Annotated in this window: 25 protein-coding genes; all 25 read right to left on the bottom strand. The window is 58.6% G+C overall.

Features of this window, described 5'->3' with window-relative positions; genetic code table 11:
- Positions 1-195 (bottom strand): IS200/IS605 family transposase (gene tnpA, locus K341_RS12315; protein WP_026762352.1); only part of this gene is annotated, 195 nt, incomplete at its 3' end.
- A gap of 195 nt (positions 196-390) precedes the next feature.
- Entirely contained in the window at positions 391-1,650 is a 1,260-nt protein-coding gene (gene purD / locus K341_RS0107380; protein ID WP_026762351.1) for a phosphoribosylamine--glycine ligase, read from the bottom strand.
- Positions 1,651-1,659: 9 nt separating this feature from the next.
- A complete protein-coding gene (locus K341_RS0107375) occupies positions 1,660-2,253 on the bottom strand; it encodes an IMP cyclohydrolase (RefSeq protein ID WP_009348975.1) in 594 nt (197 codons plus the stop codon).
- A complete protein-coding gene (gene purN / locus K341_RS0107370) occupies positions 2,250-2,882 on the bottom strand; it encodes a phosphoribosylglycinamide formyltransferase (protein WP_009657502.1) in 633 nt (210 codons plus the stop codon). The genes K341_RS0107375 and purN overlap by 4 nt, the downstream gene beginning before the upstream one ends.
- On the bottom strand, positions 2,875-3,924 hold the full coding sequence (purM, locus tag K341_RS0107365; protein WP_026762350.1) for a phosphoribosylformylglycinamidine cyclo-ligase: 1,050 nt from the start codon (positions 3,922-3,924) through the stop codon (positions 2,875-2,877). The genes purN and purM overlap by 8 nt, the downstream gene beginning before the upstream one ends.
- A gap of 6 nt (positions 3,925-3,930) precedes the next feature.
- Positions 3,931-5,382 carry an amidophosphoribosyltransferase gene (gene purF, locus K341_RS0107360; RefSeq protein ID WP_009752785.1) on the bottom strand — a complete coding sequence of 484 codons (1,452 nt, stop codon included), beginning with the start codon at positions 5,380-5,382 and terminating at the stop codon, positions 3,931-3,933.
- Between the two features lie 5 nt (positions 5,383-5,387).
- Positions 5,388-6,101, bottom strand: a complete 714-nt coding sequence (purC, locus tag K341_RS0107355) for a phosphoribosylaminoimidazolesuccinocarboxamide synthase (RefSeq protein WP_026762349.1) — start codon at positions 6,099-6,101, stop codon at positions 5,388-5,390.
- A gap of 60 nt (positions 6,102-6,161) precedes the next feature.
- Positions 6,162-6,650 (bottom strand): 5-(carboxyamino)imidazole ribonucleotide mutase, encoded by a 489-nt coding sequence (purE, locus tag K341_RS0107350; protein ID WP_009657497.1) that lies wholly within the window; start codon positions 6,648-6,650, stop codon positions 6,162-6,164.
- A gap of 167 nt (positions 6,651-6,817) precedes the next feature.
- Positions 6,818-7,768 carry a chemotaxis protein gene (locus tag K341_RS0107345; protein WP_009348981.1) on the bottom strand — a complete coding sequence of 317 codons (951 nt, stop codon included), beginning with the start codon at positions 7,766-7,768 and terminating at the stop codon, positions 6,818-6,820.
- Between the two features lie 88 nt (positions 7,769-7,856).
- Complete coding sequence (locus tag K341_RS0107340) at positions 7,857-8,768, bottom strand: CvfB family protein (protein WP_026762348.1); 912 nt, start codon at positions 8,766-8,768, stop codon at positions 7,857-7,859.
- A 6-nt stretch (positions 8,769-8,774) separates the two neighbouring features.
- Entirely contained in the window at positions 8,775-9,119 is a 345-nt protein-coding gene (gene rsfS / locus K341_RS0107335) for a ribosome silencing factor (protein WP_009657505.1), read from the bottom strand.
- Positions 9,120-9,130: 11 nt separating this feature from the next.
- On the bottom strand, positions 9,131-10,186 hold the full coding sequence (locus K341_RS0107330; RefSeq protein ID WP_026762347.1) for an LCP family protein: 1,056 nt from the start codon (positions 10,184-10,186) through the stop codon (positions 9,131-9,133).
- A gap of 25 nt (positions 10,187-10,211) precedes the next feature.
- A complete protein-coding gene (yqeK, locus tag K341_RS0107325) occupies positions 10,212-10,799 on the bottom strand; it encodes a bis(5'-nucleosyl)-tetraphosphatase (symmetrical) YqeK (protein ID WP_026762346.1) in 588 nt (195 codons plus the stop codon).
- Complete coding sequence (gene nadD, locus K341_RS0107320; protein WP_026762345.1) at positions 10,783-11,403, bottom strand: nicotinate-nucleotide adenylyltransferase; 621 nt, start codon at positions 11,401-11,403, stop codon at positions 10,783-10,785. Before nadD ends, yqeK begins: the two co-directional genes overlap by 17 nt.
- Positions 11,404-11,561: 158 nt before the next feature.
- A complete protein-coding gene (locus tag K341_RS0107315) occupies positions 11,562-12,833 on the bottom strand; it encodes a glutamate-5-semialdehyde dehydrogenase (RefSeq protein ID WP_026762344.1) in 1,272 nt (423 codons plus the stop codon).
- A gap of 9 nt (positions 12,834-12,842) precedes the next feature.
- Positions 12,843-13,967: a glutamate 5-kinase gene (proB, locus tag K341_RS0107310; protein ID WP_026762343.1), complete on the bottom strand. Its 1,125-nt coding sequence runs from the start codon at positions 13,965-13,967 to the stop codon at positions 12,843-12,845.
- On the bottom strand, positions 13,964-14,263 hold the full coding sequence (locus tag K341_RS0107305; protein ID WP_026762342.1) for a YhbY family RNA-binding protein: 300 nt from the start codon (positions 14,261-14,263) through the stop codon (positions 13,964-13,966). The genes proB and K341_RS0107305 overlap by 4 nt, the downstream gene beginning before the upstream one ends.
- 13 nt (positions 14,264-14,276) lie before the next feature.
- Positions 14,277-15,560, bottom strand: a complete 1,284-nt coding sequence (gene obgE / locus K341_RS0107300) for a GTPase ObgE (protein WP_026762341.1) — start codon at positions 15,558-15,560, stop codon at positions 14,277-14,279.
- A gap of 62 nt (positions 15,561-15,622) precedes the next feature.
- Positions 15,623-15,925, bottom strand: coding sequence for a 50S ribosomal protein L27 (rpmA, locus tag K341_RS0107295; protein WP_009348992.1), 303 nt, complete (start codon positions 15,923-15,925; stop codon positions 15,623-15,625).
- Positions 15,922-16,242, bottom strand: a complete 321-nt coding sequence (locus K341_RS0107290; RefSeq protein WP_026762340.1) for a ribosomal-processing cysteine protease Prp — start codon at positions 16,240-16,242, stop codon at positions 15,922-15,924. Before K341_RS0107290 ends, rpmA begins: the two co-directional genes overlap by 4 nt.
- A gap of 5 nt (positions 16,243-16,247) precedes the next feature.
- Complete coding sequence (gene rplU / locus K341_RS0107285; protein ID WP_009657485.1) at positions 16,248-16,559, bottom strand: 50S ribosomal protein L21; 312 nt, start codon at positions 16,557-16,559, stop codon at positions 16,248-16,250.
- A 228-nt stretch (positions 16,560-16,787) separates the two neighbouring features.
- Positions 16,788-17,045: a cell division protein ZapA gene (locus K341_RS0107280; protein ID WP_009348995.1), complete on the bottom strand. Its 258-nt coding sequence runs from the start codon at positions 17,043-17,045 to the stop codon at positions 16,788-16,790.
- 15 nt (positions 17,046-17,060) lie between these two features.
- Positions 17,061-19,496 carry a phenylalanine--tRNA ligase subunit beta gene (gene pheT, locus K341_RS0107275; RefSeq protein WP_026762339.1) on the bottom strand — a complete coding sequence of 812 codons (2,436 nt, stop codon included), beginning with the start codon at positions 19,494-19,496 and terminating at the stop codon, positions 17,061-17,063.
- Positions 19,497-19,508: 12 nt separating this feature from the next.
- Positions 19,509-20,537, bottom strand: coding sequence for a phenylalanine--tRNA ligase subunit alpha (gene pheS / locus K341_RS0107270; RefSeq protein WP_009657490.1), 1,029 nt, complete (start codon positions 20,535-20,537; stop codon positions 19,509-19,511).
- Between the two features lie 114 nt (positions 20,538-20,651).
- Positions 20,652-21,311 carry a TatD family nuclease-associated radical SAM protein gene (locus K341_RS0107265; RefSeq protein WP_026762338.1) on the bottom strand — a complete coding sequence of 220 codons (660 nt, stop codon included), beginning with the start codon at positions 21,309-21,311 and terminating at the stop codon, positions 20,652-20,654.
- Between the last annotated feature and the right edge of the window lie 143 nt (positions 21,312-21,454).

Genomic DNA, 21,454 nt, shown 5'->3' with positions numbered 1-21,454 from the left:
ATCCGGACAGATCTCCCCTTCAATGATCTCTACACCCTTCCACGCGCACAGCTTTCTTAGGATCTCCCGGATTTCCAGCCGTCTCCCTTCGTAGAATACTTTTCGCCGATACTTCGGTGCAAACACAACGTGATACTTACAATTCCACTTTGTGTGTGCTAAACTATGCGTATCGGCATTTTGTTGTTTCGACATAATGCTGTTTCCTCCCTAGTGTCTTCACTATTTTTAAGCTGGCAGGCTTACGCATAGTTTAGCACACTGGGGATTTTCTGTTCACCGCTTAAGCTCTTTCCAACCACGCGACTATCGCGTGGTTTTCTTTATACAAAAAAAGACTGCGGCATCATACGTTTCAGCGTATATGCCGCAGTCTTTTTCGTATATAATTTACCGATTCAGCGCGCGATGCGCGATGTCTTTCCGATAGTACATGCCCTCAAAGGAAATTTTTTCTGCCGCCGCGTACGCCGCGCGTACGGCGGAGGAAATGTCCGCCCCCCTGCCGACGACGCCGAGCACGCGTCCGCCGTTCGTGACAATTTTTCCCTTCCGCTCGGCAGTCCCGGCGTGGAATACCAATGCGCCCGCATCCTCGGCGTCCGCGATGCCGTGAATCTCATGTCCCTTTTCATACTGCCCAGGGTAACCGCCCGCGGCGAGCACAACGCAGACCGCCGCACCGTCCTTCCACGCGATCGGCACGTCGGCGAGCCGCCCCTCGCAGCAGGCGCACATGATCTCGGCGAGGTTCCCGTCGAGGAGCGGCAGCACGACCTGCGTCTCGGGGTCGCCGAACCGTGCGTTGAACTCCACGACCTTCGGCCCTTCGGACGTAATCATGAGCCCCGCATAAAGGCAGCCGCGATAGGGGCAACCTTCCTTTGCCATCGCCGCGATCGTCGGTTTGAGAATTTCCTCAACCGCGCGTGCCGTCATCTCGGGCGTCATCACAGGCGCGGGTGCATATGTCCCCATACCGCCCGTATTGGGACCTTTGTCGCCGTCAAAGGCACGCTTATGATCCTGCGCGCTGATCATGGGACGGATCACCTTTCCATCGGTGAAGGCAAGCAGAGACGCTTCCTCCCCCTCCATGAACTCCTCGATGACGACGCTGCTTCCCGCCGCACCAAACGAACCGTCCTCCATGATGCGATCGATCGCGTCGAGCGCTTCCTGCTCGGTCATGGCGACAACGACGCCCTTGCCCGCCGCAAGTCCGTCCGCCTTGATGACAGTCGGCGCGCCCGTCTCGCGAATATAGACGCGTGCGGGTTCCGCCTCGGTGAACACCTCATAGCGGGCCGTCGGGATGCCGTATTTCTTCATGAGATTCTTGGCAAAGGACTTCGATCCCTCGATCTGTGCCGCCGCCGCCGTGGGGCCGAAGGCGCGGATGCCTGCCGCCGTCAGATCGTCGACCAGACCGTTCATGAGCGGAACCTCGGGGCCGACAACGACGAGATCGATCTTTGCCCCCTTGGCAAAATCCACAATGGCGGCGTTATCATCGATGGAGATGTCCGGCGACTCCGCCATCCCCGGATTTCCGGGAATCGCATAGATATATCCGTCGTCGATGCTGTCGGCAAGTTTCCAACAGAGCGCGTGCTCACGCCCGCCCGAACCGATGATGAGTATATTCACGTTCGTTCCTCATTTTTCTAGCTGCTGTGCCAAATACGCGTTGATTGCGGCGTCATAGTCCGCTGTGTGCGCAAACGCCTCGTGTGCGAGCCGCATCCGCGTCATGCCGTCCACTGCGCCGTCCTTTTGGATCTTCTCTGCGATTTCGCCGTAGCGTGCGGGATTCGTCACGACCGTGACAAATTTGAAGTTCTTCGCCGCCGCGCGTATCATCGCGGGGCCGCCGATGTCGATCTGTTCCACCGCCTCGGCGAGCGTGACGTTCGGCTGTGCGACAGTCTCCTTAAAGGGATAGAGGTTCACCGCGACAAGGTCGATCGGTGTGATCTTCAGCTCGCGCAGCGCCTTTTCGTGTGCGCTGTTGCCGCGCACGGCGAGAATGCCGCCGTGAATGAGCGGATGAAGCGTCTTGACGCGTCCGTCCATGATCTCGGGGAATCCCGTCACGTCGCTGACGTAGACAACGGGGATGCCCGCCTCGCGCAGCGCCTTCATCGTCCCGCCCGTGGAGACGATTTCAACGCCCGCCGCGTGCAGTGCGCGCGCAAATTCGACGACGCCGGTTTTATCGGATACGCTGATCAGGGCACGTTTTATCTTCATGATGCTCCTCCTTCGTCTGCGGGCAAAATATGTACCGTTCGCCCGACCGTTTGCAGCCGCCCCTCGGCATAGAGCCGTATCGCCTCGGGAAAGATGCGATGCTCCTGCTCCAGCACGCGTGCGGCAAGCGTCTCCTCCGTATCCCCCTCCATGACGGGAACCGCCGCCTGCAAAATAATGGGTCCCGTATCCGTCCCCTCGTCTACAAAATGTACGGTGCATCCGCTGACCTTCGCCCCGTACGCGAGCACGTCGCGATGTGCGTGCGCTCCCGGAAAGCTCGGCAGAAGCGCAGGGTGAATGTTGAGAATACGCCCGCGGAAGGCGTACACGAACGTGGGTGATAGGATGCGCATAAAGCCGGCGAGCACAACGAGCGTCACGCGATGCGCATACAGCTCGTTGAGAAGCGCGCCCTCAAACGCCTCCATATCAAAATGTTCTTTGCGGACGACAGCGACGGCGGGAATCCCCTTTTCCCGCGCGCGCTCGAGCGCATAGGCATCCGCCCGATCCGCGATGACGACGGCGATCTCGGCGCGAATGTCCCCGCGTTCAATCGCCTCCATGATGGCGGCGAGGTTTGAGCCGCGCCCCGAGCAAAGCACGCCGATTCGCTCGTTAGGCATCGAATACACCGCCCTTGATCACAACCTCGTGTGCGCCCTCGGTGACACGCCCGATGCGATAGACAGTCTCCCCCTCCGCCGTGAGATGTGCAATAATGCGTACCGCCTCGTCCTCCGACGCAATCAGTACCATGCCGATGCCCATATTGAACGTGCGGTACATCTCCGCCCAATCCACGTTGCCCCACTCCTGCAGCAGGCGGAAAACGGCAGGCATCTCCCACGCCGTGCCGTCGATCTCTGCGCCCATCGTCTCCGGCAGGGCACGCGGGATGTTCTCGTAGAACCCACCGCCCGTGATATGCACCATGCCGTGGATGTCGAACGCACGAATCAGCGGCAGGCAGACACACGGGTAAAGACGCGTCGGCGTCAGCAGCTCCTCACCGATGGATTTGCCAAGCTCCTCAATGTATTCGTCGCCCTTGAAGCCCTTGCGCTCAAAACAGATTTTCCGCACAAGCGAGTATCCGTTCGAATGCACGCCCGAAGAGGGCAGTCCAAGCAGGACGTCCCCCGCCCGGACGCGTGCACTCGTGATGAGCTGCGACCGCTCGACGACACCGACGGAGAATCCCGCAATGTCGTATTCTCCCGCAGGATAAAAACCCGCCATCTCCGCCGTCTCTCCGCCGATCAGCGCACAGCCGGATTCCTTGCAGGCGCGCGCAACGCCCGCAACCACGTCCGCCACCTGACGCGGAAGGAGCTTGCCGACAGCGAGATAGTCGAGGAAAAAGAGCGGCTCCGCACCCTGCACGAGGATGTCGTTGACGCACATCGCCACGGCGTCCTGTCCGATCGTATCGTGCCGGTCGAGCATGAACGCAAGGCGCAGCTTCGTCCCAACGCCGTCCGTCCCCGAGACAAGCACCGGCTCGCGGTAGTTCTTCGTATTCAGCGCAAACAGACCGCCGAATCCACCGAGATCACCGAGCACTTCGGGACGATAGGTCGCGCGCACGCTCTCCTTGATGAGAGAAACGGACGCGTTGCCCGCATCGATGTCGACGCCCGCGTCGCGGTAGGTCATTTTCTCCATCGGCTCTTAGAGCCCCCTTTCACGCTGTGCAATCCGCCGCCGTTCAAGGATGATCTTGTCGTCCTCGTCGAGTTCGGCGTCTTCTTCCGGGACGGGGTAATCGTTGTTAAAGCAGGCATAGCACATATGATCCGGATTCAGTGCCGGAACACACTGACGCAGCCCCTCCAGGGAGATAAAATGCAGCGAATCCGCCCCGATAAAGTCGCGAATCTCCTCCACTGTCTTGGTCGCGGAGATCAGCTCCTTGCGCACGGAGGTATCGATGCCGTAGTAGCAGGGATCTGTGATCGGCGGGCTGCTGATGCAGACGTGAATCTCGCGCGCCCCCGCGTTCCGAAGGAGACGCACGATCTTCCCGCTCGTCGTGCCGCGCACGATGGAGTCATCCACCATGATGACGGATTTACCCGCGACAACGGAGCGCACGGGGCTCAGCTTCAGCTTGACCGCAGCGTCGCGCTGCTGCTGCGTCGGCTGAATGAACGTGCGCGCAATGTAGCGGTTCTTAATCAGTCCCTCGGCGAACGGAATCCCTGCCTCATAGGCAAAGCCCGTCGCCGCCGTCGTGCCGGAATCCGGCACGGAGATCACGACGTCCCCGCGGAAGCCGGACTCGCGTGCAAGCATTCGTCCCATGGCAAAGCGCGCCGCATGGACGCTCTGCCCATCGATGATGGAGTCCGGGCGCGCAAAATAGATGTATTCAAAGATGCAGGTGGCGATGTCCTCGCCGTTCGAAAACCGAAACGAGCGCACGCCCTCACCGTCGATGACAACCATCTCTCCGGGCGCAATATCGCGCACAAATTCCGCACCGCTGACCTCGAGCGCACACGTCTCCGAGGCGAGCACCCAACTCCCCTCGGGCGAGCGTCCGAGACAGAGCGGGCGGAACCCCTGCGGATCGCGCACACCGATGAGCTTATTCTCCGTCATGATCGTGAGACAGAATGCGCCGCGCACAACCTTTACCGCCTCGAGGATACGATCCTCGATCGTCCGGCATTGTGAGCGCGCAATGAGATGGACGAATACCTCGGAATCGATCGTCGTCTGAAAGACGGTTCCCCGATCCTCAAGCTCGCGGCGAATGATCGCGGCATTCGTCAGATCCCCGTTGTGGGCGAGCGCCAACGCCCCGCCCGCATAGTTGACGCGCAGCGGCTGCGCATTCGCGGCGAGGCTGAACCCCGTCGTCGCATAGCGGACGTGACCGATCGCGATCTTTGCATTGTCAAGCTGCGGAAGATGCGCGCCGAACACCTCGCTGACGAGCCCCATGCCCTTTTTGACGTCAATCCAATACCCGTCCGTCAGAGCGATGCCCGCACTTTCCTGTCCTCTGTGCTGGAGCGCAAAAAGACCGAGATACGTCATCTCGGCGACCGGTTCCGTCCCGGAATAGACGCCGTAGATGCCGCACTCTTCCTTCCACTTTGGCTCTTTTAGATACATTGTTCTTATGCTTCTCCCGTCAGTCTGTGAAGCATTTCTTTGTAGGCGTCCTCCACGTTCCCAAGATCACGGCGGAACCGGTCTTTGTCCAATTTTTCCTTCGTGTCGCTGTCCCAGAACCTACAGTTGTCCGGGGAGATCTCGTCCGCGAGAATGATATGCCCCGCCGCATCCTTGCCAAACTCGAGTTTGAAGTCGATGAGGTCGACGCGCTTTGTCTTGAGGAATTTTGTGAGCACATCATTGACCTTCAGTGAGATGCGCTCGATTTCGTCCAGCTCCGCGTCCGTCGCGATCTTCATCGCACGGATGTGATAGCGGTTGAGCATCGGATCGCCGAGATCGTCGTTCTTGTAGCAGTACTCGATGACCGGAAACGGCATCGGTACGCCCTCCTCGAGCCCGAGCCGCTGTGCGAGAGAGCCCGCGGCGACATTCCGGATAATAACCTCAAGGGGGATGATCGTCAGCTTTTTAACCAGCATCTCGCGCTCGCTCGGCATGGAGATATAATGATGCGCAACGCCCTCTTTGGCGAGAAGGTCAAAAAAGAACGCCGTCATCTTATTGTTCATGATGCCCTTATGCGCGATCGTGCCCTTCTTGGCGCCGTTGCCGGCGGTCGCATCGTCCTTATAATAAACGAGGATTTCGTCGGGACGATCCGTCGCATACATAATCTTTGCCTTGCCCTCATAAAGAGCTTCTTTACGCTCCATTATATCCTGCCTTTCATCATTCCTATATACCACACTGAGCCGCTTCCCGCAGACTCCGTATCAGAGCTGTGCCGCCACGCGTGCCGCCTTTGCCTCAATGTCCAGAACCATCTTCTCACGATAGTCCATCAATGCCTCTGCGATGGAGGCATCATGTATGGCCAGAATCTCCGCCGCAAATATCGCGGCATTCTTTGCCCCGTTCACCGCCATCGACGCAACAGGCACGCCCGAGGGCATCTGAACTGTGCTGAGCAGTGCGTCCATACCGTTCAGCGGCGTTGCATTTACAGGCACGCCGATCACGGGTTTAATCGTATAGCTCGCCACCACCCCCGCAAGATGCGCGGCAGCTCCCGCCGCGATGATAAATGCGGCAAACTCCTTATTGTGATCCGCTTCCATGACGAAATCACGAACCATCGACGGCGTCCGATGTGCCGAAGCGACCTTGACCACCGGTTCAACGCCGAACTGTTTCAGAAGTTCTACCGCAGGCTTTAGGATCGGCCAGTCGGAATCGCTTCCCATAAGGACTGCTACCTTCATTTTATCAACTCCTTCATGCCCTATGATAGCGAGATTTTTCCGGCATGTCAATAACGCAAAAAAAGGCTTCCATACAACAGTGTCTTTTAACCTAAATACATGATTCATGCGCCCAATCGAAAGAAAAAAGGACTGCCGCTTTCGCAGCAGTCCTCGAAAATAGACATTCAAGGTTCCGCAACAACATCATGGAGCGGCTCACCGAAGATCAGCGTATCAATAAGGTCGATGAGCTGATTGATTTCCGGTTTTGAGACCTGACCCGATGCGCCTAGGCTCTCGCCCTTGCGCTTCATCTCTTCGCTGATGAGCGAGGAGAAGAGCACGAGCGGTACCTCCCCGAGGCGGTTGTCTTCGCGTACGAGTTTGAGGAGACGGTGACCGTCCATCTTTGGCATCTCAATATCAGAGATGATAATGCGCACATGGTTCTCAATGGGACCGTTCTTGCGGGAAAGATCCTGCAGGTAATCCCAGGCGTCCTGACCGTTGCCAAAGTCACGGATGAACTTGTAGCCTGCCTCATGGAGCGTTGTGACAAGCAGGTCACGCAGCAGCTTGGAGTCTTCTGCCACAACAACATGTGCTGTGCCGCGCCGGCTCTTTGCATCTTGATTTGCTTCCGTAACAGTTGTGAGCTTCTGATTAATCTCGGGATTGATCTCCGCGATGATCGTCTCGAAGTCGAGCAGGAGAACGATGCGATCCTCCATCTTGATGATGCCGACGACACGCGATCCTTCGCCGACATTCGGCGCGGGCTCCATATTCTTCCACGAAATACGGTGAATGCGATAGACACTCCCGACGAGGAAGCCGATGTCATAGTTGTTGATCTCCGTGACGATGATATTCTGCAGTTCATCAGCCGTTTGGAGATTGAGACAGCGTGCCATGTTGACGAGCGGAATTGCCTTGCCGCGCAGTGTAAACAATCCGTCTACATAGGGGTGTGCCTCGGGCATTGCAGTGACCGGAGCGCGGGTGATAACTTCGCGCACTTTGGCGACGTTGATGCCGTAGTTCACCTTCCCTATGCTGAACTCGACGATCTCAAACTCATTCGTCCCTGTCTCAAGCAGGATACCTTTTTTCTCTTCAGTAACCGTATCTGCCATTTATCTCTCTCCCCCATGCTAAACATTGTTTGCTAAGCTCTGTATTCGCCCTTTGGGAAAAAATTCCTGCCTATCCGACGAAAATTTTCTAGGAGTTTTTATTTTCTTCACATAAACACGTCCATCCGCTGCTCTGAAAGATGCGGCCTTCCTTCAAAAGATGCCCCAGTGCACGCTTAAACGCCGCCTTGCTGATGTGGAAGCGATCACGGATCACCTCGGGCGAGGTCGCATCGGTATAAGGCATCTTTCCGTCGTGTGCCGTCAGCAGCGCGAGGATCGCCGCGGCATCCGCCGTCTGCGCCTGCTCCTTCGGCGGACGCAGGGAGGCGTTCAGTCTGCCGTCCTCGCGCAGGTAGGTCACGCGCACCGTAATGCGCTCGCCGACACGCGGGCGTACGGGAATCTCCTTGTGGTCAATAAAAACGATATAGCGCTCGTCCGTAAAGAGGAACGCGCCGCGCTCTGTGATGTTGTAGACGGATCCCGTCAGCATATCCCCGACGTGCACCCCCTCGGCGGGACGCGATGCGCGCCGCAGCTCGTCCTCTACTTCCATCGTCACAGCGAGACGACCTGATTTATCCGTGTAGAGCTTCGCCCAGACCGTTTCACCGACCTTCGGGCGTCCGCGCATCCCTGCATAGGGCAGGAAGATGCCGCGCTCCGCACCGACATCAAGAAACGCGCCCTCCTTTGTCACATTAATGACGCGCAGCCGTGCAACCTGCCCCTCCGCCATGCGCGGGATCCGCATACTCGCCGTGAGGCGGCGCTTTGGATCAAGGTATAGAAAGACGCGGATGCGGTCGCCGATCTTGACGGGAGCCGTCTGCTGCAAGTTATGCAGAAGAATATCGTCGTTCGTGTTCCCGGTCTCAGCATCAAGAAAGATCCCCTGCTCGCTTTCGCGCACGGCAAGGAGCTCGGCGACCTGACTCGGTCCGTATTTGCCGCGGCGTGGAGGGCGCACGGTGCGCGTTCCCGTTTCGTCCTGCATGAACGTCTATTCCTCGTACGGCGTCAGCTTCGCGTCGCCCCACAAGCGTTCGAGCGCATAGTACTCGCGCGCTTCCTGCTGAAAGACATGCGCCACCGTATCGCCGTAGTCGAGCAGAACCCACTCGCCCTCGCGATAGCCTTCTTTATGAAGGAAGGAGACGCCTGCTTCTTCGAGCTTTTCCTCAATATTGTCCACAATAGCGCGTACCTGCGTCGCCGTATTTGCAGAGCAAATGACGAAATAATCGTTTGTCGACATCAGCCCCCGCATATCCATCGTAACGATGTCACGCGCCTTTTTCTCATCCGCCGCCTTGCAGACGGCAATGCATTTTTCCTGCTCGGTCAAATTCTTTCCTCCTACTGCTGTGTTCCCGCCGTCTCTTCCGGAGGGAACAGCTCCTGAATCACTTCGTCCGTCGCGGCACGATCCATGATCCATACCGTATCGTCGTCACGGGATACCGCCCCCGGAAGCATAATCGTGCGCGGGGGATCGGTACTCAGTTTCCGAATGACGTTTCCTATATGTATGGAGTCGAACAACTCCGCGCTCGTCGTCACGTCGCGCTTTAGAATATCGGCAATCTCCGGCACCTTGGGCAGGGTATCCATACGCAGGAGCTTAGCATAGAACGCCTTGATAAAGCGCTGCTGCCGTTGCGTGCGCCCCACATCACCGAGTTCATCGCTGCGGTAGCGCAGATAATTCTCCGCCGCCCGGCCGTCAAGTTTCTGATACCCCGTTCTCATATGGATGGAAAGCCCCGACTCGGGATCGTCATAATCCATATCATGTGCGATGTAGACGTCAACCCCGCCAAGGGCGTCTACGATCCGTGCAAAGGTATCGAGATCGATCACGACGTACTGGTGGATGGAAATGTCAAACATTTGATTAATCGTCCGCACCATGAGCGGCGCACCGCCGACGGCATAGACGTTCGAGAGGCGCGTCTCCCCCCGATCCTGTGCCATCGTTACCCACGTATCGCGTGGGATATTGAGCATCCGCACTTTGCCCGTCGCGTTCTCCATACTGACGAGCAGAATCGCGTCCGCGCGCTTTTCCGGCACATAATCCGCATTTACCGCGTCGTCGAGACCAAGTACAAGCACATTCGTATAGCCGTCGAAGCGCACATCCACCGCGCCGCGGTTCTCTTCCTGACGCACGAGATATGCCTCATACATATCGCGCATATCGCGGTATGCCTGCACGCCCCAGCTGATCAGATAGTACCCCGCAACCGTGATGCCAACGAGCAGTGCAAGCGTAAAAATCAAACGGAAGAACCCGCGTACAAACGCTATGCGGCGGCGGCGTCTCCGCCGGCGGCGGCGTTTCTCTATGTTCTCGCGTGAATTTTCGCTCGCGAGCTGCGCAGCAAGTTCCTCCGCATCATACCCTTGCATTACTTCCTCCTCTTCCCCTCTGCCGTCAAGCAAACCGAGCCGCTTTCCCCAAAATCAGCTCATTTCGCGCAGTCACCGTATCCGGATGAATCAGCCCCCCTTTTTGTGCGACAAAGAGAATGGAATCCGTCAGTCCGACAAGCATCATCTCGTCAAGCGGTGCTGTCCGCGCAAGTTCGCGCAGTTTTTCCACCTCGGGATAGGCACGCGACGGTTCGATCATATCGGCAAAGTAGACGATTTTATCAAGTGCCGTCATATTTTCCCCACCGACCGTATGACGCCATATTGCCTGTGCAACGGCAGCATCGTCGACGCCGTAGATCTCATAAACGAGATATGCGCCGACATAAGCATGGAGCAGAAGAGGCATCGCCGCCTCGATCTTTCCGATGGGGATCCCGCGCCGCCGTGCCTCGGCGGCGAGCTGCGCCGTCTCATACATGCGCCCGCAGTCATGGAGGAGGCCTGCGATGCGTGCCCGCTCCTCGTTCATGCCGAAACGGCGCGCGAGCGCAGCGGCAGTATCCGCAACGCCGAGCGAATGCAGGTAGCGGCTTGGACTAAGATGCTGCTCGAGCAGTATGCGCATCTCCTCATAGCTTTTTGTCATGGGCACGGTAAAGCCCCCTTTCCTCAATATAGTGCTCAACTGCGCGCGGCACGAGATAGCGGATCGACATCCCCGCCCGAACGCGCATACGAATCATCGTCGAGGAGATCTCCAAATGCGGCGTCGGCACAATGCGGATACGGCTGCGCTGCTCCGGCGAGAACTGCTCTGCAAGGCGGGATTCATCCAGTTCGACCCCCTGACGCGCCGCTGCGATAAACACACAGGAGCGCAGGAGACGTGCCGGCTCATGCCAGTGATAGAGATCGTTCATGGCATCCGCCCCCGTAATGAAGAACAGCTCCGCATCCCCGAGCTGCTCGCTCAGTGCCGCAATGGTATCGACTGTATAGGAAGGTCCTTCTCTTCTCAGCTCAATGTCCGACACGGAGAATGAGGGATTCCCCTCAACCGCACACTGCACCATGAGCAGCCGATCCTCAGCGGGGGCTTCTCCCTTATTCTCCTTGTGCGGAGGGCGTGCCGCAGGGATAAAAATGATCTCGTCCAATGCCGCAGACACACGCACAATCTCTGCGGTAATGAGGTGCCCCATGTGAATCGGGTCAAATGTTCCGCCCAAGATACCGATTCGTCTGCTCATATCGTCTCACCTCACAGCGGAAAGGGCTATCAGGACAATCAATGTAAGGAGGAAAAAGGTCGCGGCGGCTTCGATATAATCAAAGGTATCGCGGCGTCCCTTCACACTGTGGACATATTGCCGCAGGGTGCGCAAATATCCGATCATGCGGCACATAATCAAGGGATATCGGCGGGACTGCGCACCTGCCCGTCCCCGTAGACAAGATACTTCGTGCTCGTCAGTGCATCAAGCCCCATCGGACCGCGCACATGAAGCTTTTGCGTGCTGATGCCGATCTCCGCTCCAAATCCAAACTCAAATCCGTCCGTGAACCGCGTCGAAGCGTTGACATAGACCGTCGACGCATCGACCTCGTGCTGAAACCGATGCGCCGCATGTATATCGTTCGTCACAATCGACTCCGAATGCCCCGTATTATAACGGTTGATGTGCGCGATTGCCGCGGCAATATCCGGAACAACGCGTACGGAGAGGATGAGTTCGCCGTACTCCGTCCGCCAGTCCTCTTCGACAGCGGGGACGGCATCGGGCAAAATCGCAAGCGTGCGCGCGCATCCGCGCAGCTCCACGCCGTCTGCACGGAGGACTTCGGCAAGACGCGGCAAAAATGCCGGTGCCGCATCCTCATGCACGAGCAGGGTCTCCGCCGCATTGCAGACGGACGGGCGGGATACCTTTGCATCGCGGACAATACGCAGCGCAGTCGTAAGATCCGCCGCACGATCCACATAAACGTGACAGACGCCCGCCCCCGTCTCAATGACGGGCACCGTACTGGACTCCACAATGCGGCGAATCAGCCCCGCACCGCCGCGCGGGATAATCACATCGAGCAGCCCTGTCAGATGTGTCATCACGTCAACGGCAGCGCGATCCTTCATCGCCAGCAGCTGAACGGCGCCATGCGGAACCCCGGCCGCATATGCGGCACGCGCGAGTACATCCACTACGGCACGGTTCGAACGCAGCGCATCGGAGCCGCCGCGCAGGAGAACCGCATTGCCGGACTTGATGCACAGCCCGACGGCATCGGACGTCACATTCGGCCGGGCTTCATAGATGATGCCGATCACACCGAGCGGAACACGCAGGCGGCGAATCTCCAGCCCGTTCGGGCGGCGCACGGAGAAGTCCTCGCGTCCTAATGGATCGGGCAGACCGGCAGTCAGCCGCAGCCCCTCCGCCATCCCCTCAATACGCGCGTCATCGAGGTGCAGACGATCCAAATAGGAGGACTTCATGCCTGCCGCCGCAGCCTCCTCCATATCCGCCGCATTGGCCTGCAAAATCACCGTACGGCAATCCGTCAGCGCCTGTGCCATCGCGCAGAGCGCATCATTGCGAATGCCCGGCGGCAGCGCGGCAAGCGGATAGGACGCCGCCTTTGCCGCTTCCGCCTGTGTGTGAATCTCCTGCTCGATCGTCATAGCCGCTCCTTATACCATCAGCACCATATTATCCCGATGAATGATCTCCTCATGCACCGCATCCGGCACGAGATCAGGAAAATCTGACGCCCGATGCCCCATCAGCAGCGCAATATCCGCCGCTCCATAGGCGGCGATGCCGCGCGCAATCTCCTGTCCGTCAGGTGAAAGCACACGTACAGTTTCACCGGCAGAAAACATGCCGCAGACATCCGTCACACCGACTGCGAGGAGACTAGCGCCGCCGCGCATCGCCCGGAGACATCCGGCATCAACGCGCAGTTCCCCCGCGAGATGCCTGCCAAAAGCGAGCCAGCTCTTGCGCGTGCGCAGATGCGCCTCACGCGCCGGGAACACCGTGCCGATCTGCGCACCGCTCAGAATCCCGCGGATCATTCCGTCGTCGTCCCCGCGCGCAATGATCATCGTCACGCCCGCATTCTGCGCGATCTTTGCCGCCTCGATTTTCGTCTGCATACCGCCCGTCCCCTGCGCCGATCCGGCACCGCCTGCCAGCCGCTCAATCGCGGGCGTGATCTCCGGAATCTCATCCATCAGCTCTGCCGACGCGTCTGTACGTGGATTCGCCGTATAAACGCCGTCAATGTCCGACAGGATGATCAGGGCATCCGCGTCGACGAGCGCCGCGACCACTGCAGAGAGCGTATCGTTGTCGCCGATCTTGATCTCATCCACGGCAACCGCATCGTTCTCATTGATCACCGGAACAACCCCCATCGCGAGCAGTTCCAAGAGTGCGCGGCGCGCGTGCATATACTGATGATGCCGCGCGGCATTCTCCTTCGTGAGCAGCACCTGCGCCATGGTGCGCCCATACTCATGGAAAAACTTCTCATAAATATGGAGGAGCGCCCCCTGTCCGATCGCGGCGAGCGCCTGACGCGCAGGAACACTCTGCGGACGCTCTTTCATGCCGATGGAGGACATGCCCGCCGCAATCGCGCCCGACGTGACGAGCAGAATATCCTTCCCTTGATTTGCCTCGTCGATCAGCTCTCGGACAAGATGCTCGATGCGGCACAGATTCATCCCGCCCGCAGGATGCGTGAGCGTGCTCGTCCCCACTTTGACGACGATGCGTTTCGCTTCACGCAGACGCACGCGCGTATTCACAGCTCAATCCTCGGTTGATCAAAATTTCGACGGAACAGCAGCCCATTCCTGCCGATGACCTGCACAAGATTTGCATCGGCGCGCTCCGCGAGCATCGTGATCGCATCGACGGGCTCGTCGGGCGCATTTTGCAGGACGCGCACCTTGATGAGCTCGCGCTTCTTGATCGCCTCACGCGCCGATGTGACGACCGCGGGGCTCACGCCCTCCTTTCCGATCATCACAACGGCTTCCTCCGTCATGCCGAGGGAGCGCAGTTTACGAATCTGCTTACTCGTCAGCGAATTGCGCAGCAAATGATTTCCTCCCTTAGTCTTGATAATCGAACGCCATATCGCCGATATGAACGGTCATGCCCTCTTTGATGCCGCGCGCGCGCAGTTTTTCATCCAGCCCCTTGAGCCGCCAGATGTACTGAAACCGCCGCACAGCCTCGTCGTTGTTGAAATTCGTCATCGCGACGAGCTTTTCGAGCGCCTTGCCCGCGACGATGAAATCTCCCGCGTCGTTGCGCGAGATCGTTACCTTCTCATCGTCGTCCGCGTTTTGATCGTAGACGACGACATCCTCTTCCTCTGTCTCCGGCTCCGGGACATAGGTGTCAAGCCACGCCGCAACGCGGTCGATGAGCTCCTGCACACCCGCGCGCGTCGCCGCCGAGATCTCAAAGAACTCCAGCCCCTCGCGCTCCGCCAGTTCCCGCAGGCGCGGCAGATGCTCCGCGGCGGAAGGCAGGTCGATCTTATTCGCGACGAGGATCTGCGTGCGCCGCGCGATCTTTTCGCTGTAGCGTGCCAGTTCCGCATTGATCTTATGATAGTCCTCGACAGGATCGCGCCCCTCAATGCCCGAGGCATCGACGATGTGCAGGATGAGACGCGTCCGCTCCACATGGCGCAGGAAGTCATGTCCGAGCCCCACGCCATCCGCCGCACCCTCGATGAGCCCCGGAATGTCAGCCATGACGAAGCTCTTCTCATAGTCCGTCTGCACGACGCCGAGCACGGGCGTGAGTGTCGTAAAGTGGTAGTCGGCGATCTCCGGGCGCGCCGCCGAACAGGACGCGACGAGACTGGATTTCCCGACGCTCGGATAGCCGACAAGCCCCACGTCCGCGAGCAGCTTCAGCTCGAGGACGAGTTTGCGGCTCTCCCCCGGCTCGCCGAACTCCGCGAACGTCGGCGCGCGGTTCGCGGCATTTGCGAATTTCGCATTCCCGCGTCCGCCGCGCCCGCCGCGGACAATGACCGCCTCCGTATCGATCTCGGCGAGATCGGCGAGCACCTCGCCCGTCGTCTCGTCCGTCACGATCGTGCCGGGCGGGACGTTCACATAGAGCGGCGCGGCGTTCCTGCCGTACTGGTTCTTGTACTCGCCGTTCTCGCCGTTCTTCGCCGTGAATTTCCGATGAAAGCGGAACGAGAGGAGCGTATTCAGATTGCGGTCGGCGCGAAAGACAACATCGCCGCCGCGCCCGCCGTCACCGCCCGAAGGGCCGCCCTTGGGCATGAATTTCTCATGGCGGAACGCGGACTTTCCATGTCCGCCGTCCCCCGCCTTTACCGTGATATGCGCGCGGTCTATAAACTGCATACGTCCCCCTATAGAAAAGAGCCTGCACCCCTCGGTACAGGCATCCGCATATTTAGTGCAAATTAAACAGCGGCCTCCGCAAGCGGATACACACTGATCTGACGCTGATGGCGCCCCTTGCGCTCAAAAGCGACCTTGCCGTCAATCTTCGCAAAGATCGTATCGTCCTTGCCAATGCCGACATTATGTCCCGGATGGAAATGCGTGCCGCGCTGACGAACGAGAATGCTGCCCGCCGTCACATGCGTGCCCGCCTGTTCCTTCACGCCGAGACGCTTCGAATGACTGTCACGACCGTTGCGCGTCGAGCTGACGCCCTTCTTATGTGCAAAAAGCTGTAAATCAAACGAGAACAATATGTTCACCCCCTAATTTCGTGAATTTTTATACCCTTTGGGCTGATCTTCTCAATCTCTGCAAGCCCCATATACATGGTGCGCAGGATCGCCTCTGTGCATTCGTCCGGCGGCGCATCGAGCCGCATATCGAGATTCCCGCTCGCTATGTCATAAGTGACGGCGCGATGCAGATGCTCCATTATGCCGAGAAGCGCGGACTGCGTGAGCGCTGATACGCCGGCGCAGACAATATCCTGTCCATGCTCCGCCGTTCCGCTGTGTCCTTTGACACGACAGCCCGTGATTTGCCCTCTGTGATTGATGAAAATATCGACCGCGATCACAAAGATTATGCCTCGATCTTCTCGATGACCACCTTCGTAAACGGCTGACGATGCCCCTGACGCTTGCGGTAGTTCGACTTTGCCTTGTACTTAAAGATCAAAATCTTCTTGCCTTTGCCGTGCGCCGCAACCTTGCCCGTGACCTTTGCCCCGGCAACCGTCGGACGACCGACCTTGACGTCGCTGCCGCTCACAACCGTCAGAACCTCATCAAAAACGACGGCTTCGCCCTCGCCCGCCTCAAGCTTCTCCACGAAAATGGTATCGCCCTCCGCGACCTTGTACTGCTTGCCGCCTGTCTTTACGATTGCATACATGAAAACACCTCCCTATATCGTTACTCGCCGGCTGCGGTTCGAAATTTCCGGTTTGGACATTCCGATTTGAGACCTCGCCGTGCGGTTGGGAACGGGCACATGCCCGAACACGCAGGAATACCTACGTCAAAGCATATTACCATACTCTCTATGCGCTGTCAATAGCGATGCCGCGCGATGCGAAAATATTAACACGCGGTGGTGCTGCACAAAGGCATATAGCGCTTTTTACTTTTCCTCAAGGAGTTGTACCAACTCGTCATAGTCGTGTTTGAGCTGGTCATATTCGTCCATCATCTGCAGGACGGTCAGGGCGGCGATCCGCTTCACATCAAAGCTCCGCACGCGGCGGGACATCTCCTTGATGCGGCGGTCGCCCTCCGCCGCGAGACGCTTGAGACGCGCAGGGTCGTCTGTCTTAAGCTGATAGGACAGCCCGAACATACTGATGTTGACGCGCTGCATCTCTTTTTTTTCCTCTGCCATGGCTCTCACCGCCTTTTATCCGCGCAGCTGCGCATGAAGCTCCTTCTCCGCCGCCTGCAGGATACTCGAAAATGCGGCGTCCACTTCCTCGTCGGTCAGGGTCTTTTCGTCTGATTGAAAATGCAGGCGGAACGCCATACTCTTCTTGCCGGCATCTACTTGCTTCCCCATATAGACGTCGAAGAGTGTGGCGCTGCGGAAATATTTTCCGCCTTTTTTCGCAATGACACGCTCGATCTCCGCCGCTGAGAGCTCCGCATCGACAAGGACGGCAAGATCACGCGTCGCGGCGGGGTATTTGGGCAGCGGCTCTATCGCGCTCTTCTTTTTGCGGTAACGCATGAGCACGGCGGCATCCATCTCAAAGACGCAGACATTCTGCGAGATGCCAAAGTTCTCCGCGACCGTCGGATGGATCTCGCCGAGTACGGCGACAACCTCGCGCCCCTTCTTAAAGAACGCGGTCTTGCCGGGATGCATGGCAAAATGCGTGCCGGGCTCGACGGTGTATTTCTGCACGCCGACCGCCGCGAGGAACCGCTCGGCAACGCCCTTAATGTCATAGAAGTCGACCATCTCGCCGTTCGTGTCCCACGCGAGGGGGCTGCGCCGTCCCGTGAGGAGTCCCGCAACCATGATGCGCTCCTCTGCGAGCTCTGTGACGGGCAGTTCCTTCGGGAGAAAGACAGGCGCGATATCAAAGAGGCGCAGATCCATGTTCTTGCGCGCGATGTTGCGGGCGGCGTTTTCGAGAATGCTCGTGAGCAGCGTCGTGCGAATAAGCGGATACTCGTCCGTCAGCGGGTTCAAAATCGGTATCGCCCGGCGCAGCGGACTGTCCGGAGGAACACAGAGGTGATCGAGCGTCTTTTCACTCGTAAAGCTGAACGAGAGTTCTTCGGTCATGCCGAGCGCGGCAAGCGCATTGCGCATTGTATCAACAAAATCCTGCATCTCGCTCTGATGCCCCTGCAGAACTGCGCCCGCTGGCATCCGCGCCGAGATGTTGTCGTAGCCATAGAGGCGCGCTACCTCCTCGGCAATATCCTCCATGAGGGTCACGTCGCCGCGCCACGAAGGGACGGCGACGCGATAGGTCTCGAGTTCCTGTTCCTCCACGCCAAAGCCGAGAGAGCGGAGCGCCGACGCCATCCAGTCGCCGGGGATATTCGCCCCGATGCGCTCAGCGACAGCGCGTGCGCTGAACGTGAACGCGGCCGGTTCTTTCGGTGCGGGATAAACGTCAACGACGCCCTCCGCCACTTTGCAGGCCCCCATCTCAGCGAGGAGCTGCGCCGCGCGCGTGACGGCGCGCACCGTCCCCGTCTCGTCCACGCCGCGCTCAAAGCGCCCCGAGGACTCGGAGTGCAGCCCGAGCCGGCGCGCCGTACGGCGAATCGAGGCGCTGCGGAACGATGCCGCCTCGAGTATGACCGAGGTCGTCCCCTCGGTGATCTCTGACTCGAGTCCTCCCATGATGCCCGCAAGTCCCGCGGGCTTTTCGCTGTCGGCGATCACGAGCTCGTCTCCCACAGCGACGCGGGAGGAATCGTCGAGCGTGTGCAGCAGCTCGCCCGCCCGCGCGCGGCGCGCCGTCAGTGTATGCCCCGCAACCGCGTCATAGTCGTAGGCGTGGAGTGGCTGACCGAGTTCGAGCATGACGAAATTCGTCACGTCCACGACGTTATTGATGGCGCGAATCCCCGCGGCGCGCAGACGCTCCGTCATCCATGCAGGTGAGGGTGCGACCCTAACATCACACAGGACACGCGCGGAAAAGCGGCGGCAAAGTTCCTCCTCCGCAATATTGATGCTTACGAGATCTGCCGCACGCTCGGCAGACGACTCGACCACCGCGATCTGCGGAAGACGGAGCGTTTTTCCCGTCAGCGCCGCCACCTCGCGCGCGATGCCGACGACACTGAAGCAGTCCGCGCGGTTTGCCGTCAGCTCGAATTCAAGCACCACGTCGTCCAGCCCGAGAGCCTGTGCTGCGGGAATTCCGACGGGTGTGTCCGCGGGCAGGATGTAGATGCCGTTGACCTGCTCCTCGGGCAGCCCCGTCGTGTCGATCGCAAGCTCGCCCGCCGAACACATCATACCGTTCGATGGGACGCCGCGCAGCTTGCCCTTGGAGATCTTTTTCCCGCCCGGCAAGACGGCGCCGACAAGCGCAGCTGGAACAATATCCCCCGCCTGTACGTTCTGTGCGCCCGTTACGATTTGCAGAAGCTCTTCTTTGCCGATATTCAGCCGGCAGATACGCAGATGATCCGAGTCCGGATGCGGCGTGACCTCTTCGATGTGCGCCGTGATGACCTTCTCGAGCCCCTCGTCGGCGCGTACGATGCGCTCCACGGGGATACCTGCCATCGTGAGGCGATCCGCGATTTCCTCCGCCGTCTCGTCAATATCCACATAGTCTTTCAGCCATTTGATGGAAACCTGCATTCTTACGCCTCCTTAGAATTGATGCAAAAACCGCACGTCGTTGTCGTAGAACAGGCGCAGGTCGTCCACACCGTACGCGAGCATCGCGATGCGCTCGATGCCCATACCGAACGCAAAGCCGGAGACGACCGCAGGGTCGTAGCCGCTCATGGAGAGGACGTTCGGATGCACCATGCCCGCGCCGAGGATCTCGAGCCAGCCCGTTCCCTTGCACACGCGGCAGCCCGCGCCCCGGCAGGAGGAACAGGAAATATCGACCTCTGTCGAGGGCTCCGTGAACGGGAAGAAACTCGGGCGGAAGCGCACCTTTACATCTTTATCAAAGAGCTGATGCAGGCAGAGTTCGAGCATCCCCTTGAGATCGGCAAAGGAGATGCCCTTGTCGATAACGAGTCCCTCGACCTGCGTGAACATCGGCGAATGTGTCGCGTCGTAGGAGTCGCGCCGGTAGACGCGCCCGGGCGCAATCATGCGGATCGGCGCGTTCGGCTCGCTCTTTTGCATCGTGCGCGCCTGCACTGGTGACGTCTGCGAACGGAGCAAGATGTCCTCGGTGATATAGAAAGAATCCTGCATGTCGCGTGCAGGATGATCCTTCGGCAGGTTGAGCGCCTCAAAGTTGAAATAGTCGGTCTCGATCTCGGGGCCTTCCTCGATGGTAAACCCCATGTTGAGGAAAATTTTCTTGATGCGGTTCAGCGTGATCGTCAGCGGATGGAGATGCCCGACCTCGCCCGTACGCCCCGGCAGCGTCACGTCGATGCGCTCGCGTGCCATGCGCTCCTCGAGTTCCCGATACGAGAGTTCCTCGGACTTTGCCGCGAGCAGTTCCTCGAGCTCTTCGCGTGCCTCGTTGACGATCTTGCCGATGCGCGGACGCTCCTCGGCGACGAGGGCGCTCATGCTGCGCAGGAGGGACGTCAGCTCGCCCTTCTTCCCGAGGAATTTTACGCGGATATCGCCCAATTCTCCGAGCGACGTTGCCTTCTCCGTAATCGCCGTGCGGGCGCGCTCTCTCAGCTCTTTGATCTTTTCGTCCATATCGTCCTCCTGTATCGGCACGGAACCGTGGGTATCTCGCATATATGCTCCGTTTTCTATCGCAAAATTATCAAAAAACAGTTTATCATATTCACACGAAAAAATCTACTTTCTTTAGCTCTCTTCATAGGGGCGCACGCGTAGTGTCAAGCCCCTCTCATCGCAGATTTTACGACAGAGCGCGATCTCTTCCGCGTCCTCGACCTTTTCGACAACGGTGAGGATGACGTTCGGCACATAGGGCTTGCAGTGCTCGGCGAAGGTGAGCATCGCTTCGAAGGACTGTATGCCAAATTGCGAGCGCGTAAGAGCGAGATAGCGTTCGGCATTCGATGCGTTGAGACTGATGGAGATGGTATCGAGAATCCCCTTGAACCGCTCTGCAAATTCGCATCCGTGCTCCAGTTCCCCGAGCCCGTTGGAGTTGACACGCGTCGGTACATCGGGATGATTTTCCTTCACATAGTGCAGGACGTCAAGCACGGTCTCAAGACGCATCAGAGGCTCGCCGAATCCGCAGCAAACGATCTCACCGACATATTCCCACGGTAGCCGCTCCAGTTCGGAAAGGATTTCCCCCGTACTCGGATCATGCTCCACCCAGAGGGAGGATTCTTTCGCCATCTCCTTCATGCTGCGCAGGCAAAATACGCAGTCACAATTACAATCGTTTGTGATGTTGACATAGATACTGCGCTTCCCTGTCGGCTGCTCGCGCAGGCTCTCCTCTATAGGGAGATAACGCCCGCCCCGATGCGTTGCATAGACGATCATAATATACTCCTAAAATGATACACAGAAATGAGAAAGGAATCGGACGCGCCGCGCGGCGTATCCGATCCCACGATATTTATTAAGTTTGAAAGGCATTACTTGCCGGGTTCGCCCACGATACGAGGGCTTCCTCCATGACGACG

Source organism: Centipeda artemidis DSM 19719 (assembly GCF_000426665.1).
Lineage (GTDB): Bacteria > Bacillota > Negativicutes > Selenomonadales > Selenomonadaceae > Centipeda > Centipeda artemidis.
Note: the sequence above shows the minus strand (reverse complement) of the source record. Positions and strands in the feature narration are given on the sequence as shown.

Bases quoted from the DNA above. Each gene is read 5' to 3' on its own strand.
- K341_RS0107375 (WP_009348975.1), bottom strand. From the start codon at position 2,253: ATGAAGATAAAACGTGCCCTGATCAGCGTATCCGATAAAACCGGCGTC.
- purN (WP_009657502.1), bottom strand. From the start codon at position 2,882: ATGCCTAACGAGCGAATCGGCGTGCTTTGCTCGGGGCGCGGCTCAAAC.
- purM (WP_026762350.1), bottom strand. From the start codon at position 3,924: ATGGAGAAAATGACCTACCGCGACGCGGGCGTCGACATCGATGCGGGC.
- purF (WP_009752785.1), bottom strand. From the start codon at position 5,382: ATGTATCTAAAAGAGCCAAAGTGGAAGGAAGAGTGCGGCATCTACGGC.
- purC (WP_026762349.1), bottom strand. From the start codon at position 6,101: ATGGAGCGTAAAGAAGCTCTTTATGAGGGCAAGGCAAAGATTATGTAT.
- purE (WP_009657497.1), bottom strand. From the start codon at position 6,650: ATGAAGGTAGCAGTCCTTATGGGAAGCGATTCCGACTGGCCGATCCTA.
- K341_RS0107345 (WP_009348981.1), bottom strand. From the start codon at position 7,768: ATGGCAGATACGGTTACTGAAGAGAAAAAAGGTATCCTGCTTGAGACA.
- K341_RS0107340 (WP_026762348.1), bottom strand. From the start codon at position 8,768: ATGCAGGACGAAACGGGAACGCGCACCGTGCGCCCTCCACGCCGCGGC.
- K341_RS0107330 (WP_026762347.1), bottom strand. From the start codon at position 10,186: ATGCAAGGGTATGATGCGGAGGAACTTGCTGCGCAGCTCGCGAGCGAA.
- yqeK (WP_026762346.1), bottom strand. From the start codon at position 10,799: ATGACAAAAAGCTATGAGGAGATGCGCATACTGCTCGAGCAGCATCTT.
- nadD (WP_026762345.1), bottom strand. From the start codon at position 11,403: ATGAGCAGACGAATCGGTATCTTGGGCGGAACATTTGACCCGATTCAC.
- K341_RS0107315 (WP_026762344.1), bottom strand. From the start codon at position 12,833: ATGACGATCGAGCAGGAGATTCACACACAGGCGGAAGCGGCAAAGGCG.
- obgE (WP_026762341.1), bottom strand. From the start codon at position 15,560: ATGCAGTTTATAGACCGCGCGCATATCACGGTAAAGGCGGGGGACGGC.
- rplU (WP_009657485.1), bottom strand. From the start codon at position 16,559: ATGTATGCAATCGTAAAGACAGGCGGCAAGCAGTACAAGGTCGCGGAG.
- K341_RS0107280 (WP_009348995.1), bottom strand. From the start codon at position 17,045: ATGGCAGAGGAAAAAAAAGAGATGCAGCGCGTCAACATCAGTATGTTC.
- pheT (WP_026762339.1), bottom strand. From the start codon at position 19,496: ATGCAGGTTTCCATCAAATGGCTGAAAGACTATGTGGATATTGACGAG.
- pheS (WP_009657490.1), bottom strand. From the start codon at position 20,537: ATGGACGAAAAGATCAAAGAGCTGAGAGAGCGCGCCCGCACGGCGATT.
- K341_RS0107265 (WP_026762338.1), bottom strand. From the start codon at position 21,311: ATGATCGTCTATGCAACGCATCGGGGCGGGCGTTATCTCCCTATAGAG.